The 15,963-nt window shown below is 64.3% G+C and carries 17 protein-coding genes and 1 pseudogene; 4 read left to right on the top strand and 14 right to left on the bottom strand.

The features are described from left to right. A complete protein-coding gene (locus IVB45_RS24180) occupies positions 1 to 1,425 on the top strand; it encodes a bifunctional serine/threonine-protein kinase/universal stress protein (protein ID WP_247362391.1) in 1,425 nt (474 codons plus the stop codon). Positions 1,426 to 1,449: 24 nt separating this feature from the next. Here the strand turns inward: IVB45_RS24180 and IVB45_RS24175 are convergent, their stop codons facing one another. From IVB45_RS24175 to rpe, 4 genes are all read right to left on the bottom strand, one after another. Then, entirely contained in the window at positions 1,450 to 1,641 is a 192-nt protein-coding gene (locus IVB45_RS24175; protein ID WP_007602380.1) for a hypothetical protein, read from the bottom strand. 21 nt (positions 1,642 to 1,662) lie between these two features. Continuing rightward, entirely contained in the window at positions 1,663 to 1,839 is a 177-nt protein-coding gene (locus IVB45_RS24170; RefSeq protein WP_197031140.1) for a hypothetical protein, read from the bottom strand. A gap of 4 nt (positions 1,840 to 1,843) precedes the next feature. Continuing rightward, a complete protein-coding gene (locus tag IVB45_RS24165) occupies positions 1,844 to 1,984 on the bottom strand; it encodes a hypothetical protein (RefSeq protein ID WP_162847284.1) in 141 nt (46 codons plus the stop codon). Between the two features lie 149 nt (positions 1,985 to 2,133). Then, positions 2,134 to 2,835, bottom strand: a complete 702-nt coding sequence (rpe, locus tag IVB45_RS24160; RefSeq protein WP_247362388.1) for a ribulose-phosphate 3-epimerase — start codon at positions 2,833 to 2,835, stop codon at positions 2,134 to 2,136. A 251-nt stretch (positions 2,836 to 3,086) separates the two neighbouring features. On the opposite strand from rpe, the gene IVB45_RS24155 reads away from it, so the two are divergent. After that, the gene (locus IVB45_RS24155; RefSeq protein WP_247362386.1) at positions 3,087 to 3,881 is read left to right on the top strand and encodes an EF-hand domain-containing protein; all 795 of its coding nucleotides are present in this window, start codon (positions 3,087 to 3,089) and stop codon (positions 3,879 to 3,881) included. A 12-nt stretch (positions 3,882 to 3,893) separates the two neighbouring features. Here IVB45_RS24155 and IVB45_RS24150 read toward each other — a convergent pair. The 3 genes and pseudogenes from IVB45_RS24150 to IVB45_RS24140 form a co-directional block, all read right to left on the bottom strand. Continuing rightward, a pseudogene (locus IVB45_RS24150) lies at positions 3,894 to 4,105 on the bottom strand (KTSC domain-containing protein). A 50-nt stretch (positions 4,106 to 4,155) separates the two neighbouring features. Further along, a complete protein-coding gene (locus tag IVB45_RS24145) occupies positions 4,156 to 5,151 on the bottom strand; it encodes a P1 family peptidase (protein ID WP_247362384.1) in 996 nt (331 codons plus the stop codon). Between the two features lie 59 nt (positions 5,152 to 5,210). Continuing rightward, a complete protein-coding gene (locus tag IVB45_RS24140) occupies positions 5,211 to 8,021 on the bottom strand; it encodes a PAS domain S-box protein (protein WP_247362382.1) in 2,811 nt (936 codons plus the stop codon). A gap of 239 nt (positions 8,022 to 8,260) precedes the next feature. On the opposite strand from IVB45_RS24140, the gene IVB45_RS24135 reads away from it, so the two are divergent. Then, positions 8,261 to 8,647, top strand: coding sequence for a response regulator (locus tag IVB45_RS24135; RefSeq protein ID WP_027567703.1), 387 nt, complete (start codon positions 8,261 to 8,263; stop codon positions 8,645 to 8,647). 83 nt (positions 8,648 to 8,730) lie between these two features. Here IVB45_RS24135 and IVB45_RS24130 read toward each other — a convergent pair whose 3' ends face one another. The 5 genes from IVB45_RS24130 to IVB45_RS24110 all read right to left on the bottom strand — a co-directional run bounded on the left by IVB45_RS24130 (position 8,731) and on the right by IVB45_RS24110 (position 13,824). Further along, on the bottom strand, positions 8,731 to 9,849 hold the full coding sequence (locus tag IVB45_RS24130; protein ID WP_007602405.1) for a branched-chain amino acid ABC transporter substrate-binding protein: 1,119 nt from the start codon (positions 9,847 to 9,849) through the stop codon (positions 8,731 to 8,733). Positions 9,850 to 10,008: 159 nt separating this feature from the next. Continuing rightward, entirely contained in the window at positions 10,009 to 10,749 is a 741-nt protein-coding gene (locus IVB45_RS24125; protein WP_027518807.1) for an ABC transporter ATP-binding protein, read from the bottom strand. Then, positions 10,746 to 11,579, bottom strand: coding sequence for an ATP-binding cassette domain-containing protein (locus IVB45_RS24120; protein ID WP_247362378.1), 834 nt, complete (start codon positions 11,577 to 11,579; stop codon positions 10,746 to 10,748). Before IVB45_RS24120 ends, IVB45_RS24125 begins: the two co-directional genes overlap by 4 nt. Next, positions 11,576 to 12,895, bottom strand: a complete 1,320-nt coding sequence (gene livM, locus IVB45_RS24115) for a high-affinity branched-chain amino acid ABC transporter permease LivM (protein ID WP_027567705.1) — start codon at positions 12,893 to 12,895, stop codon at positions 11,576 to 11,578. Before livM ends, IVB45_RS24120 begins: the two co-directional genes overlap by 4 nt. An 11-nt stretch (positions 12,896 to 12,906) precedes the next feature. Next, entirely contained in the window at positions 12,907 to 13,824 is a 918-nt protein-coding gene (locus IVB45_RS24110; protein WP_007602412.1) for a branched-chain amino acid ABC transporter permease, read from the bottom strand. Positions 13,825 to 14,167: 343 nt separating this feature from the next. Between IVB45_RS24110 and IVB45_RS24105 the strand changes: the two genes are divergently transcribed. Beyond that, positions 14,168 to 14,704, top strand: a complete 537-nt coding sequence (locus IVB45_RS24105; RefSeq protein ID WP_027567706.1) for a hypothetical protein — start codon at positions 14,168 to 14,170, stop codon at positions 14,702 to 14,704. Here the strand turns inward: IVB45_RS24105 and IVB45_RS24100 are convergent. Both IVB45_RS24100 and pcaD read right to left on the bottom strand, forming a co-directional pair. Beyond that, positions 14,666 to 15,058: a carboxymuconolactone decarboxylase family protein gene (locus IVB45_RS24100; protein WP_027567707.1), complete on the bottom strand. Its 393-nt coding sequence runs from the start codon at positions 15,056 to 15,058 to the stop codon at positions 14,666 to 14,668. The two genes, IVB45_RS24105 and IVB45_RS24100, sit on opposite strands and share 39 nt — an antisense overlap. A gap of 86 nt (positions 15,059 to 15,144) precedes the next feature. Further along, on the bottom strand, positions 15,145 to 15,927 hold the full coding sequence (gene pcaD, locus IVB45_RS24095) for a 3-oxoadipate enol-lactonase (protein WP_247362376.1): 783 nt from the start codon (positions 15,925 to 15,927) through the stop codon (positions 15,145 to 15,147). Between the last annotated feature and the right edge of the window lie 36 nt (positions 15,928 to 15,963).

Below are 15,963 nucleotides of genomic sequence, written 5' to 3'. Positions count from 1 at the left end.
ATGCCGAAACCCCTCGTCAAATCAGGCGCAGAGATCGACGGCTACACCATTGGCGAATGCGTCCATGCCGGCGGCATGGCGACGCTGTGGACGGTCACCCATCCCGGCATCGAGGTGCCGCTGCTGATGAAGATTCCGCGGGTGTCGGAGGGCGAGGATCCCGCGGCGATCGTCTCCTTCGAAATGGAAATGATGATCCTGCCGCGGCTGGCCGGGCCGCACGTGCCCTCAAGCTTCGGCACCGGCGATTTTGCCCACCAAGCCTATGTCGTAATCGAGCGCATCACCGGGACAACGCTCTACAAGCGGCTGCCCGACCTGCCGCTGCCGTATGACGAGGCGCGGCAACTCGTCGCCAGGATCGCGACGGGGCTGGCGGATTTGCACCGGCAGAACGTGATCCATCACGACATCAAGCCGAGCAGCATCATGTTCCGCGAGAGCGGCGAGGCGGTGCTGATCGACTATGGCCTGTCGCACCACAACCACCTGCCGGACCTGTTGCAGGAGGAATTCCGCCTGCCTTACGGCACCGCGCCCTACATGGCGCCTGAACGGCTGTCAGGGGTGCGCGACGATCCGCGCAGCGATTTGTTCTCGCTTGGCGTGCTGCTCTATTTCTTCACGACCGGCGAGCGGCCGTTCGGCGAGGGCGAGACGCTGCGTGCGATGCGGCGCCGGTTGTGGCGCGATCCGCACCCGCCGCGCGGCTTGCGCGCCGAATATCCGCCCTGGCTCCAGGAGGTGGTGCTGCGGTGCCTCGAGATCGAGCCGGTGCGGCGCTATCCGACGGCGTCGCAACTCGCCTTCGATCTGACCCATCCGGACCAGATCAGGCTCACGATGCGCTCGGAGCGAATGAAGCGCGATCCGCTCAGCGTCGCCTGGCGCCGCCGGTTCAACCAGGGTGTCATGGCGCCCCGCGCGAAATCGGATGTCGCAGCCCAGCTCGCATCAAGCCCGATCGTTGCGGTCGCGCTCGATACGGCGGAAGGCGAGCCGGAGTTGAACGAGGCTCTGCGCATGACGACGGAACGCATTCTCGCCACGCTGCCGTCGGCGCGGCTCGCATGTCTCAACGTGCTGAAGCTCAACCGCATCGCGATTGACAGGACGCTGGATGAGCAGGGCTCCAACAAGCATATCGACCGGTTGGTGGCGCTCAGGCACTGGGCCACTCCGCTCAAGCTCGATGAGAGCCGGCTGTCGGCTCACGTGCTGGAAGCCGTCGATCCCGCGGCGGCCATCCTGGAGTTTTGCGAGGTGAACCACGTCGACCACGTCATCATCGGCGCGCGGCAGGGCTCGTTCAGGCGCACGCTGCTCGGCAGCGTCTCGGCCAAGGTGGCCTCGGAAGCGGCCTGCACCGTTACCGTGGTGCGGCCGCCGCGAATGGCTGCGGATGTGGGCGAAGAGGCCGGATAGGGCGGCGCTCTGGATCCTGGAGATTCAGGCCGCGTGAGCGGTGTGGACGGAGCGCTTGCGGCGGATCGGCCAGGAGAATTGCGGGCCGGGCTCGCCGTGATCCGCGCTACCGCCGAAGAACTGGATGATCTCGCGGCAGGGCTCGCAGTTGAACAGGTTACGCGACGCGGACGCCTTGGTCATTTCTTTCAGGCAGTTCGGGCAATGCGGCTTCATGAGCTTGGTCCAGAAAAGAATTCAATGCCGGCGCGGTGACCGGAGCGGATGATCCAGGTCCATGTCGGGCCCGGTGTCGTCGCGCATCTCGCCTTCGGTGCGTTCGAGCCGACCGAAGAAAAAATCGAGGTCAGGATGCGGGCGCCGCGGGATGCGGCACCGGCGCTTCGGCTGACGCTTTACGAGCGCGATCTGCATGGGGTCAGGCCCGATACCAGTCGCGACGGGCGATGCGGGCCGAGCGTACCGAGACCTTCACCGGCCCGGCTGATGGACCAAACACAACAAACGCACAAAAACCAAGCCACAACGCCACGCCAGTCCAAACCAGGGTCGTCGTCATGATGTGCTCCCGCGAAACAGGCAAGAATCACTAGCGGTGATTTGCGCGAATCAGGGAAGCCCGGAGGAGTACGGATCAAGGTTGCAAATTTAGGCATTGCGCGCCGCAACACCCGTAGAAGCCGCACGTCTGCGGAGCCGAGCGGGCCCTCAGATCGCCTCGCCACGCGCGCCCGCGGCGGCGTTGCGGATCGCCGCGATGTTGGTCTTGTAGGCGTCCTGCGTGCCGCCCCTGAACACGGACGTGCCGGCGACGAAGGCGTTGGCGCCGGCTGCGGCGAGGGGACCTGCGACGTCGGAGCCGACGCCGCCGTCGACTTCGATGTCGATCGGACGGCCCGCCGTCATCGCGCGGATGTCGCGGATCTTGCCGATCGAGGCGGGGATGAAGGCTTGGCCGCCGAAGCCGGGATTGACCGACATCACCAGCACGAGGTCGACCAGGTCCAGAACGTATTCGAGCGCGCTGATCGGCGTGCCCGGATTGAGCGAAACGCCGGCCTTCTTGCCGAGCGCGCGGATCGCCTGAAGCGAGCGGTGCAGATGGGGACCGGCCTCGGCATGCACGGTGATGTGGTCGCAGCCGGCTTTCGCAAAGGCTTCCAGGTAGGGGTCGCAGGGCGAGATCATCAGATGCGCGTCGAAGATCTTCTTGGTGTGCGGGCGCATCGCCTTGATGACGTCGGGGCCATACGAGATGTTGGGAACGAAGTGCCCGTCCATGACGTCGAGATGGATCCAGTCGGCTCCGGCGGCGTCCACGGCGCGCACCTCCTCGCCGAGCCTGGAGAAGTCCGAGGCCAGGATCGAGGGCGCGATTGCCAGGGGGCGGGGAGCGAAGGCTTGGGTCATGGCGGTTTCCCGTGGCGGCCGTGAAAGATGGACTCGCCTAACATGGGCCTCTCAGCCGGGCAATGCAGGGGCGGCGTGCTTCCTGTGGGCGGAAATTTCTGCCGCGATCGGCATGAATTGCCGGTGTTCCCGGGCCGTGCAAAGCGCGGTGAAAGCGGATTTCATTGAGCTTTTTGCGCTGGCACGGCGCTTGCTGACTTCACCTGAACAGAACATTGGCCGCGGCATGCCGCATCGGTTGGAGTTGTGCAATGTTGTTCGCTCTTGGGGCCGTATCGAGCGCGCTCGACGCGATCCAGTCGCTGACGAATTCGAAATCGTCCTCTTCGACGCAGAAGACGGGGTCCTCGCAAAAGCCTGCGACCAATCCGTTCGCGGTCGACAGCGGCAGCAACAGCACGACCGGCGCGACCTCGTCGGTCAATGCGGGCAAAACCCCGCAGATCTCGCCGGAGACGATGAACGCGCTGTTCGCCGCGCAGAGCCAATCCTCGGACAGTACGAGCAGCGCAGCGAGTTCGACCTCGTCCAGTTCAACATCCTCGTCCTCGACGCGCCGCGACGCCGCCCTGAAGGACCTGTTCTCGCAGATCGATGGCGACGGCGACGGCAAGATCACCAAGTCGGAATTCGAGAATGCGCTCGGCGCCGGCGGCACCAACCTCGCGCAGGCCGACGACGTTTTCTCGAAGCTGGATTCGAATACCGACGGCAGCGTCAGCCTCGATGAGATGTCGAAGGCACTGAAGAGCGGCCATCGCGGCCACCATCATGCGCAAGGTGCGGGCGATGCGTCCGGCAGCGGTTCGAATTCCTCCTCGCCCTCCAGCGGCGGCTCGGCCTCGACCTCGACGACCGGCGCCGACGGCTCGACCACCACCACGGTCACCTACGCCGACGGCTTCAAGATGTCGACGACGGTCCCGGGCGCCTCCAGCCCCCGTAATTCGGCGTACGATCTGTTCGCGCAGTTGATGCAGCGGCAGGGCGGGCAGGGACAAGGTGCCTCAGCGGCTGTCGGTTCATCGATGTCGATGAGCGTGTAACCTTGCTCACGGCTAGCCTGCATATTCGTGAGTGATGTCACGGTAGACATAACGGTCGCGGATTCGCGGTTGAAGAATGTACCCTTTGAGCGCGCATTCCTGAACGCCGCGGCGACCTCGGGCGGAACGTCCTCGTAGACATAGAGGCGTCCGCTCACGAAAGTCACTTTCAGCTCGCGAGTCTCGGGCGCATAACGGAAAAACCGGATCACGGAAGACGGCATGGCGGTGCACCTTGGCCCGTCAGGGTAACGCCGTGTCAGCCGTTTCGTTTCTAGCCGAACCGATCCTTCCACGCCGGCAGCGCGCCGGCAAACGGCAGGGCCGTCGCATTGTAGACGCCGCGAGCGATCGCGCGTGCGACCACGTTGGCGGCGACGGTTCCCAGTTCGGTGAGGCCGACCAGCGGCTCGATCGGCTTCTCGCCCGTTGCGGCGGCGAACAGCACGTCGCCATCGGTTGGGGCATGCACAGGATAAATCGCACGGGCGAACCCGGTATGCGCGATCATCGCAAGCCGCTTGGCCTGGGCCTTGGTCAGCATGGCATCGGTAACGACGAGGCCGATCGTGGTGTTCTCACGTGCGCTCGCGGCGGGTCCGCCCTTGATGCGCATCGCCAGCATGTCCGGCGTGAACGCGGACGGCAGGCCGCGCCCGCCGAACTCGCCGTTCTCCTCGAACGGTGCAGCCCAGAACCAAGGCCCCTCGCCAACCGTTGTGCTGCCGACCGCGTTGACGACGATGATCGCAGCGACCTTGATGCCATTGGCCAGGACCGCGGAGGCCGATCCCAGTCCGCCCTTGAAGGTTGCGGTGGTGGCTCCGAGGCCGGCCCCGACGCTGCCCAGCGCGAAATCGTCGCTGGCGGCCAACGCTGCGGCGTAGCCGAGATCGCGATAGGGCGCGAAGCGTCCCCAGCTCTTGTCGCCACCGTTGAGCAGGTCGAAAACGATCGCGCCGGGGACGATCGGAATCACAGCCTCGCGAATCCGCAAGCCGCGGCCTTGTTCGGCGAGCCAGGCCTGGATGCCGCCGCCGGCGTCGATTCCAAAGGCTGAGCCGCCGGACAGCGCAATGGCGTCAACGCGATCGACGGTGCTGGCGAGGTCGAGCAACGCGTCTTCGCGCGTGCCGGGTCCGCCGCCGCGAACATCGATGGCCGTAACAGCGGGGGCGTCGAAGATGATCGCGGTCGTGCCAGTGGCAATTTTCGCATCCTCGGCATGGCCGACGCGGACGCCGGCGATATCGGTGAGAAGGTTTTTCAAGGCGGCTCCGCAGGGCTGAAGGGCGTCCGCTTCAGCGATATCGCAGGGATGCCGCAGGCTCAACCCGCGAGCGCGGTCCTCAGCATCTTGGCGAGCTCGGACTTGCGGTAGGGCTTTGCCAGCAGCAGCACGCCGGAATCGAGCCGTCCGTGATGGACGATGGCGTTCTCGGTGTAGCCCGAGGTGAACAGCGTCTTCAAGTCGGGGCGGCGGCGAGCCGCCTCGTCGGCGAGCTGGCGTCCGTTCATGTTGCCCGGCATTATGACGTCCGTGAACAGCAGGTCGATGTTCTTGTCGGCGTCGATAATGACGAGGGCCTCGGCCGCGTTGCCGGCTTCGAGGGTGACATAGCCGAGGCTCTTGATCTGGGTCACGACATATTGGCGCACCAGCGCGTCGTCCTCGACGATCAGGATCTTTTCGTGGCCGCCGGTGACGGGCGCGTTCTGGAGCGCCTCGAACTCGGTCTCCTGCACGCCGCTCGAGCGCGGCAGGTAGATCTTCACGCTCGTGCCGTGGCCTTCCTCGCTGTAGATCTTGATGTGTCCGCCGGACTGCTTGACGAAGCCGAACACCATGCTGAGCCCGAGGCCGGTGCCCTTGCCGACCTCCTTGGTGGTGAAGAAGGGATCGAACACCCGGTCCATCAACTCCGGCGGGATTCCGGAGCCGGTGTCGCTGACGGCGATCATGACGTAATTGCCAGCCACCACGTCGGGGTTCATGCTGGCATAGCCGTCGTCAAGAAAGATGTTGCGGGTCTCCAGCACCAGCGTGCCGCCGTTGGGCATGGCATCTCGCGCGTTCAGCGCGAGATTGAGGATCGCGGTGGAAAGCTGGCCCGGGTCGATCAGTGCCGGCCACGCATCCTCGGTGAGTTGCGGCATGATGGTGATCTGCTCGCCGAGCGTGGGATGCAGGAGCTTTGCGGCCTCGAGCGTCAATGCGTTGACGTCGATTTCGCGCGGTTGGAGCGGCTGCTTGCGGGCGAAGGCGAGCAGATGCTTGGTCAGTTGCGCGCCGCGTTCGGCGGCGTCATCGATCAGCTTGGTGATGGCAGCGAGCTCGGGACGGTCAGCGACCGCGTCCGCCAGGATGCCGATCGTGCCGGTGATGACGGTCAGCACATTGTTGAAGTCGTGCGCGACACCGCCGGTCAATTGACCGATGGAGTCCATCTTCTGGACGTGCCTGAACTGCGCCTCGGCGGCCTGCTTCTCGGTGAGGTCGCGACCGATGAAGAAATGGCGCTTGACCGGATCGGACCAGGTGCCCATCCAGTTCAGCGTGACCTCGTGACCATCGTAGTGGTAGTAGCGCGCCTCGAAGCTGCGCTTGACCGCGCCACGCCGCGCCGCGCGCATCTCGTCGCGCGTCTTCTGGAGGTCATCGGGATGAATGAACTCGGTGGCGCTGTGCCCGATCATGTCCTCCGGACTCAAGCCCAGAATGGTCTTCACGCTGGGGCTGACCTGGATGAAATTGCCAAAACCGTCGGTGACCAGGATCAGGTCCTGCGAGGTCTCGAAGATCCGCTGCCGCTCCTCGACCTCGCGGCGCAGTTTTTCTCTTGCCTGCTTCTCTTCCGTGATGTCGTGGGCGATCTTGGAAGCGCCGATGATCTGTCCGTTGGCTGATTTGAGCGGAGAAACATTGAGAACGACGTCGAGCGGCCGACCGTCCTTTCGGATCCGGACCGTTTCATGCTGGGCGATCGTTTCATTGCCGCCGACCCTGTTCAGGATACCCCTGACCTCGGCCTTGCGGTCCTCCGGCACGATGATGTCGATCGGCTGGCCGATGGCCTCCGCGGCGGCATAGCCGAACAGATGTTCGGCGGCCTTGTTCCAGCCCGTGATGACACCGTCGAGGGTCTTCGTAATGATGGCATCATTGGCGGATTCGACGACGGCCCCGTACAGCGCAAGGCGCTTGCCATAATAGTCGCGATCCAATGCTGACTGCTGGCGCAACCTGCCGACGAGCCCCAGCGTGTGCGCCTGGAGGCGGACATTTTCGATCAAAAGCACTGCGAGCACGAAGGTCGCCGCGCAGAGGCCGTAGACGCGGCCGGCGTAGAAGCCGAGATCGAAGCGCGCGACGTTGACGATCGCCGACAGCGCGATGTCGAACAGCCACGCGCACATCACCACCATGAGCCAGACGTCGATGACCGAATGCGGACGGCGGAACCACAGCGAGACCAGCGCGGCAAAGCTCAAGGACCAGACAAAGGCCACCACGCCGATCATGATCTGCGTGTAACGGCCGTCGCGCAGCAGGACCGGAAGCAGGTCGTGCTGGGCAGTGACGATCCAGGTCAAGACGACCATGACCGCGGCGACGCCGACCACGCTGGCGTAGATCGCCTTGCTTGCCGAGCCCGCGATCCGGGCGCCGCCGTCGGCCTCCTTCAGCCAGGCATAGGCCAGCACGCAGAGCGGGAAGCCACCGTGCCAGATCATGTAGAGCCAGACCGTGGTCTGCTGGTTGGCTCCCAGCAGCCCGGTCGGCGAAAAAAGTCCGGGGAAGGTGAGGGCATGGACCACGGCCGCGGCAGCGGTGAACAGATAGCCCGTCGCCAGCACGAGCAGCGCGCGGGTCCTGAGCACCGCAAACTGCGACAACAGCAGGACCGCGGTGACGATGTCCGCGACGACGAGCGCGGATTGATAGCTCGCGACGAAGGCTGGCACGGGCAGCAGCGGGATACCTGCGAAGGGCACGGCCATTGCGAACAGGATCGACGAGACGCCCACGATCGCCAATGCTGCGGTGCGGTCTTTCGGGGTGGCCGGCAACGTCGAAAGGAATGTGCTCCGATCGGTCGGCGCGGACACGTGAAGCTCTCGCAGATCGGTCTTGAGCATCTTCGCCAATCTCATTTGGCCCAATCAATTTTGGTCCATGGTAGCGGGTTCTGGGCACGCATCATGACAAAACCCACCGCGACTCAACCGAAGGTTACAGTTTACTTAATTTTATGGGGAACGCGCACGGGGGATCGGGTAAGATGCGCTTTACTGGACGGTGCCATAATGCTCTCCCGCTGCTACGGGTTCCAGGTTTGAATCAGGCATTTTGAATCAGGATCCGGGAGTTGTTCCCTATGCCCCGCGTTCTCATCATCGACGACCAGAAGGACGTCCGTGCGATGGTCGCGATCGTGCTGCGCGTCAACCGTTACGACGTCGTTGAGGCCGATAGCGGCGCAGCCGGGGTGAAAGCCTTCACCGAGACCTGCTTCGACGCGGCAATCGTGGACATTTTCCTTGGCGATACCAGCGGCGTCGAGGTCATCACGACGCTGCGCGAGCTTGCACCGAGTCTCCCGGTCGTTGCGGTGTCGGGGATGATGGCACTGGACTTCATGGAACAATCGCCCCACCTCGCCAACGTGGTCTGCCTGCAAAAGCCGTTTCGGCCGAACGATCTTCTTCAGGCACTAAGGAACGCCCAAGCTGCGGCGGACGGCGCGCTGCCTGCAGCCGTCTGATTCTGACGCAGGAAGAAACGCCCCGGGGCAAGCCGGGGCGCTATGATGATTGAATGAGGCGTTCAGGCCCCCGGCAAGCGTGCTTAGGTGCCGTTGCCGCTGATCGCGGCGTAGCCGCCCTTGGCGTCCCATTTGTAGACGACGTAGTCGAGCTGCTTGATGTCGCCCTTGGCGTCATACTCGATCGGCCCGATCACGGTGTCCCACTTGCCGGCCTTGATGGCCGCCATGACCTTCTTGGCATCGGTGGTGCCGGCCTTCTTGGCCGCCTGCGACCAGACCTGCATCGCCGCGTAGGTGTAGAGCGTGTAGCCCTCGGGGTCGATGTTCTTGGCCTTGAAGGCCTCGACGATCTTCTTCGCGGTCGGCTTATTGCGCGGATCGGGGCCGAAGGTGAACAGCGTGCCTTCGCCGGCAGGGCCGGTGATGGAGGCATATTCCTTATCGGCGAGCGCGTCGCCGGCCATCAGCACGGTCTTGAGGCCTTGGTCGCGCATCTGGCGCAGGATCAGGCCGCTCTCCTGATGGTAGCCCCCGACATAGACGAGATCGATGTTGTCGCGCTTCAGCCGCGAGACGATCGCGTTGAAGTCCTTGTCGCCCTTGTTGTAGGACTCGTACATCTTCTCGGTGACGCCGGCCTTGTTGAGCGCCTTCTTGGTCTCGTCCGCAAGACCCTTGCCGTAGGTGGTCTTGTCGTTGAGGATGGCGATATTCTTGCCCTTGTAGTTCTTGGCGATGTACTGGGCGGCGACCAGGCCCTGCTGGTCGTCACGGCCGCAGACGCGCGCCACGTTCCACAGTCCGCTATCGGTGAACTTCGGATTGGTGGAGGCGGGAGTAATCTGGAGCACGTTGCCGTCGGCATAGGCTTCCGACGCGGGGATCGACGACGACGAGCAATAATGCCCGGCCACGAAGGGGATCTTCGCGCCGGCGATCTTCTCGGCGATCGAGCGCGCCTGCTTCGGGTCGCAGGCGTCGTCCTCGACGGACAGCGCCAGCTTCTTGCCGTTGAGGCCGCCGGCGGCGTTGATGTCGGCTACGGCCATCTCGGCGCCGTTCTTCATCTGGCGGCCGAAAGCGGACTCGCCGCCGGTCATCGGACCTGCGACTGCGACGGTGACATCCTGCGCGAATGCCGCGCTCGACAGCGCGATCGACGCGCCGAATGCCAGACCGATGAGCTTCAGTGATTTCATGAGATACCTCGAGGGTGGTCGCCTGTGGGAGTTACCGGGCATGCCCGGTTCAAACCGGCGCTATTCTTGAATGAATTCGAGGAGAAGTCACCGGCAAAATACGGGCATGGGCAGAGATATCTCGCCACATTCGGCAGCGCGGGTTCGCCCTGAGCGGCCTCAACCGTGCCGGCCGCCTTCCAGGTAGGCGGCGCGAATCTCGGGGCGCTGCAACAACTCGGCGCCGGTCCCGGCCAGCGTGATCAGGCCATTGACCATGACATAGCCACGATGGGCGAGCTTGAGCGCATGGTTGGCGTTTTGCTCGACGATCAGCACGGTGAGGCCGTCCTGGCGGTTCAGGGTGCGGATCGCATCGAAAATCTGGCGCGCGATCAGCGGCGCCAGACCGAGCGAGGGCTCGTCGAGCAGGAGCAGGCGAGGACGGCTCATCAAGGCGCGGCCGATGGCCAGCATCTGCTGCTCGCCGCCGGACAGGGTTCCGCCACGCTGCGCGTAGCGTTCCTTCAGCCGCGGAAACAGCGTGAACACGCGTTGTAGCGTCGCCTCGCGTTCGGCGTCAGTGCACTCGGTGGCGTCCGCCCCCATCTGGAGATTTTCCGCCACGCTCATGCGCGGGAAGATGCGGCGGCCTTCCGGCGATTGCGCGATGCGCAAATGCGCGATCTCGTGGGTGGGCACTTCGGTGATGTCACGGCCTTCGTACAGGATCTGGCCGGCGCGGGCGCGCGGCTTGCCGAAGATCGTCATCATCAGCGTCGACTTGCCGGCACCGTTGGCGCCGATCAGCGCCACGATCTCGCCGGCAGTGATTTCGAGGTCGACGCCCTTCAGCGCCTCGATCTTGCCGTAGGCGGCGCGAAGGCCGCGGATCGCGAGCAAGGCAGTGGGCGACGTCACGACCCGCTCTCCATCACGGCCGCCGCCTCTTCCTCATCGGTGCCGAGATAGGCGGCGATCACCTTTGGATCGTCGCGAACCTCGCGCGGGGAGCCTTCAGAGATCTTCACACCGTGGTCCATCACAACGATGTGGTCGGAGATCTCCATCACCACAGACATGTCGTGCTCGATCAGCAGGATCGAGGTGCCGAGCTCGTTGCGGATCGACAGCAGCAGTTCGCTCAGGGCGGCACTCTCGCGCGCGTTGAGGCCGGCTGCGGGTTCGTCCAGGCACAAGAGCGCGGGCTCGGTGCACATCGCACGTGCGATCTCGAGCCGTCGCTGGTCGCCATAGGCAAAATTACCGGCGGCATCGTCGGCGCGATCGAGCAAATTGACCCGCTTGAGCCAGTCGGTGGCGAGATCGATCGCGCGCTTCTCGGCGTCGCGGTAGACAGGCGCGCCAATGAGCCCGAGCAGGGTGAATCCGGAGGCGCGCATCAGCGCGTTGTGCTGCGCCACCATCAGGTTTTCCAGCGCGGTCATGCCGGGGAACAGGCGGATGTTCTGGAAGGTGCGGGCGACCTTGGCCTGCTTGGCGATGCGGAAATCGTTCAGCCGCTCCAGCGCGATCACCTTGCCGTCGTCATGGTTGAGGCGGATGGCGCCGCCGCTCGGCTTGTAGAACCCGGTGATGCAGTTGAACACCGTCGTCTTACCGGCGCCGTTGGGTCCGATCAGCGCGGTGATCTTGTTCCGCTCGGCAGCAAACGACAAGTCCTGCACCGCGACGATGCCGCCGAAGCGCATGGTGAGCCGGTCGACCTCGAGAATCTGGTCGCGGCTCATCCGTGTCCCTCCTTGACGAGGTCGGATGAGATCGCGTGGGCCTTGGTCAGATACACGGTCGGCGCGCGATGGCCGATCAGGCCGCGCGGCCGCCAGATCATGATCAGCACCATGGCCATGCCGAACACCAGCATGCGATAGCTCTCGAGGCTGCGGAACAGCTCGAAACCGCCGATCATGGCGAGCGCGGAGAGCGCAACCCCAAGCTGCGAGCCCATGCCGCCGAGCACGACGATGGCGAGCACCAGCGCCGATTCCTGGAAGGTGAAGGATTCCGGGCTGATGAAGCCCTGGCGAGTCGCGAAGAACGCGCCGGCAAAGCCGCCGAACATCGCACCGGTCGCGAATGCCGTGAGCTTGGTCGTCGTGGTGTTGATACCGAGCGCGCGGCAGGCGACTTCATCCTCGCGCAAAGCTTCCCAGGCGCGGCCGATCGGCAGGCGGCGCAGCCGGATCGTCACCCAGTTGGTGAGCAGCGCGAGCGCCAGGATCAGGTAGAACAGGAAGACGATGCGGTGGGTCGGCGAATATTCGATGCCGAGTCTGGCGGCGAGCCCGTTGTCGCTGTTGTCGAGCGGGATGCCGAAGAAGGAGGGGCGGGGAATGCTGGAGACGCCGTTGGGGCCGCCGGTCAGATCCTGCCAATTGATGATGACGAGGCGGATGATCTCGCCGAAGGCGAGCGTCACGATGGCGAGGTAGTCGCCGCGCAGGCGCAGCACGGGAAAGCCGAGCAGCACGCCCCAGAATGCGGCGAGGACGCCGGCGAGCGGCAGGCAGATCCAGAATGACCAGCCGAAATTGGTCGCAAGCAGCGCGTAGGAATAGGCGCCCACCGCATAGAAGGCGACGTAGCCGAGATCGAGCAGGCCGGCGAGGCCAACCACGACATTCAATCCCCAACCCAGCATGACATAGGTGAGCACGAGGATTGCGAGGTCGAGGATGTACCGCTGGTCATAGAAGATCACGGGCACCAGCAGCGTGAAGATCAGGAGCGCCGGTGCGAGATAGCGGCCGAGGAACGACATTCCGCTCTGCACCGCGGGCGGCACCAGCTTCTCAGCGCCGGTCGGACCGATCCATTGCTTGAGCAGCTCGAGCACGATCGAGCCGCCGAATACCGCGGCGACGAGGGAGGCGACCTCGCCGAAGCGCGTCCAATAGGTGAGCTGGCCGTCGGAACCGGCTTCGGTGCGGACGCCGACCATCAGCGAGAACAGCACCAGCGCGATCAGTGCGTTGACGCAGGCGGTCTTCAGGAGAGCGGGGATGCCCGATGCAGCTTTGGCCGTATTGCTCGAAGGAGTTTTCACGCGCGCGACCGTCAGACTTTTTCGACTTCGGGGCGGCCGAGCAGGCCGGTCGGCATGAAGATCAGCACGACGATCAGGATCGAGAACGCGGCGACGTCCTTGTACTCGACCGAGAAATAGGCCGACCAGAACGTCTCGATCAGCCCGATCGCGAGCCCCCCGAGCATGGCGCCGGGCAGCGAGCCGATGCCGCCGAGTACGGCCGCGGTAAACGCCTTGATGCCGGCGACGAAGCCCATGAAGAAATCGACCAGGCCGTAATAGAGCAGGTACATCAGGCCGGCCACCGCGGCCAGCGCAGCGCCGATCACGAAGGTCATGGAGATGGTGCGGTCGACGTTGACGCCCAGCAGCGCCGCCATGGTCTGGTCCTGCTCGCAGGCGCGCATGTCGCGCCCGAGCCGGGTGCGCGACACCAGCCAGGTGAAGATCGCCAGCAGCACGATGGTGGTGATGACCACCACGATCTGGATGTTGGAGAGCTGGATGACGAATCCATCGGCGCTCTCGTGCAGCGTATATCCGCCGGTGATCACTGGCGGCACTGGCTTCACCCGTGCGCCTTGCGCCACCTGCGAATAGTTGGTCAGCACGAACGACATGCCGATCGCCGACAGCATCGGCGCCAGGCGGAAGGAGTGGCGCAGCGGACGGTAGGCGATGCGCTCGATGGTCCAGCCATACAGGGCGGTGACCGCCATCGAGACCAGGATCACGATCAAAAGGATCACCGGGACCGCAGTCAGGCCGGTCGAGACCAGGAGAAGGAAGGTGATCAGCGCGATGAAGCCGCCGATCATGAAGACATCGCCATGGGCGAAGTTGATCATGCCGACGATGCCGTAGACCATCGTGTAGCCGATCGCGATCAGCCCGTAGATCGAGCCGAGCACGAGGCCGTTGATGAGCTGCTGGGCGAAATAATCCATAGGCTGCCGTACCCAAATCTGACGCGGCTCAAAGGGAGCTCTTCGAGAGAGAGTGCTGGTTTCTTCTCGGGCCCCGGCAGCCCTTAAGCATTCTCGTTTTGTAACAGGAGGGAACTGGCGGCTGCAACCGGCCCTGCCTCCGCATCAAGGCTTTTACAGAGATCATTTGGGCGCTCCGGTTCCCCGCAATGGCCGGAACCGGCGCCGCCGGCGCCTAATTGGATGCCTGGCGGGAGGCAGTTAAGGTAAACAAAGGGTTTAAATTGCCGCCACAGTCTGATGCGAGTTAGCTCCCGGCAAAGCCTTCCATCGAAGGCGCGGGCCAAACGAAGCGGGAAGCGGCATGTTCGGAAACTGGCGGATCGGTTCGGTCAACGGCGCACTTCTGGCGGCCTATTTCATCCCGGCCTGGACCCTCGTTGCCTTCAACATCATGGTGGCGCCGGTGCACGGCCTCTATGAGCGGCCGAGCGTCGCAGTGGCGCTTTTCCTCAGCGACCATCTCCAGATGGCGGGGATGGACACGGTGCGCGCCGCCTGGCTGCTGGCACTGGGGCGACTGACGGTGGTGGCGTTCTTTGCGATCTACCTTGCGCTGCTCTGCATCCCCCGCATCCGCAAGAACGGCGGCAGCGACGAAGCGCTCGGCATTGCGCTTGCGATCGGCAGCCTGATCTCGTTTGCGAGCATGATCATGGCCTCGAAGGTCGGCGAGATGGCCGCGCTGCGGCTGCACGCCACCGAGCTCCTGCTCCTGCTCGGTGCCGCCATCGTGGTGGTGATCGAACGGCCCGCGGCGGCGCCCAAGATCGTTCAGAGGACCGTCGAGGCCACCCCGCCGCTAGGTCTTGAGCAGGCCGAGCTCCTGCACAATCGCTGAGGCTTCCTTGACGGCGTGGTTCGCCGCCGGCACGCCGCAATAAATCGCCTGCTGCAGCAGGATTTCCTTGATGTCGTCGGGCGTGAATCCGCCCTCGGCGAGGGCTGCGCGCACATGCAGGCGGAATTCGTCCCATTGGCCGAGCGCAACCATGGTGCCGATCACCAGCACCCGCCGCGTGCGCTCGTCGAAATGCGGCCGCGTCCAGATCTCGCCCCAGGCGTAGCGTGTGATCATGTCCTGGAAATCGGTGTTGAATGCATTGCGGCCCGCGATCGACTTGTCGACCCAGGCATTGCCCAGCACTTTTCGGCGCACGTTCATGCCGGCATCGCGGCGTTTCTGGTCGTCCATGCTGTTCTCCTCCTTCGTCATTGCCAGTCTGTCGCCGCGGAGGCATTTTCTGGATTGCTTCGCTGCGCTCGCAATGACGGTTGCGACTAACGCTGCGTCAAGAAGCCCACCACTGCGTCGGTGAACGCGTGCGGCTGCTCGACATTGGAAATATGGGCGGCGTCGATGATGGTCATGCTTGCGCCGGGAATGTTTGAGCGGATCAATTCACCCGCCGAAATCGGCGTCGCCATGTCGTGGCGGCCGGCGATCACCAGCGTCGGGCTTTTGATCTTCGGCAGCAGCGCGCGCTGGTCGAGCGTCGACAGCGCTTCGCAGCAGGCGAGATAGCCTTCGACCGGCGAGGCCAGCAGCATCGTCTTCATCCTGGCGCTGATGTCGGGTGCGCGCTCGCGGAAATCCTGGGTGAGCCAGCCGGCAATAACGGCATCGGCGACGGCGCCGATGCCGCCCTTCTTCACGGCATCGATGCGCTCGAGCCATTTGGTCGGCTCGGCATAGTAGCAGGAGGTGTTGGCGAGGATGAGCTTGCCGAAGCGCTCCGGCGCGTTCGCGCCCAGCCATTGCCCGACCATGCCGCCCATCGACAGGCCGCACCAGTGCACTTTCTCGATATTGAGATCGTCGAGGATCGCGAGCACGTCGCGGCCGAAGCGCTCCATCGTATAGGGGCCGGGCGGAACGTTGGACTTGCCGTGGCCGCGGCGGTCGTAGCGGATGACGCGGAATATCTGCGTCAGCGCCTTCATCTGCGGCTCCCACATCTGCAGCGTGCAGCCGAGCGAGTTCGACAGCATCAGCGTCGGCCCGCCGTCGCGGCCCTCGACGGAGACGTTGATCAGGCAACCGTCGGCATCGATCATGGGCATGCTGGCGTCTCCGTTTTATGTCCGCTCAAGGCTGCT

It is taken from the genome of Bradyrhizobium sp. 4, from assembly GCF_023100905.1.
Lineage (GTDB): Bacteria > Pseudomonadota > Alphaproteobacteria > Rhizobiales > Xanthobacteraceae > Bradyrhizobium.
The sequence above is the reverse complement of the archived record's forward strand: the minus strand, read 5'-3'. Positions and strand labels throughout refer to the sequence as shown.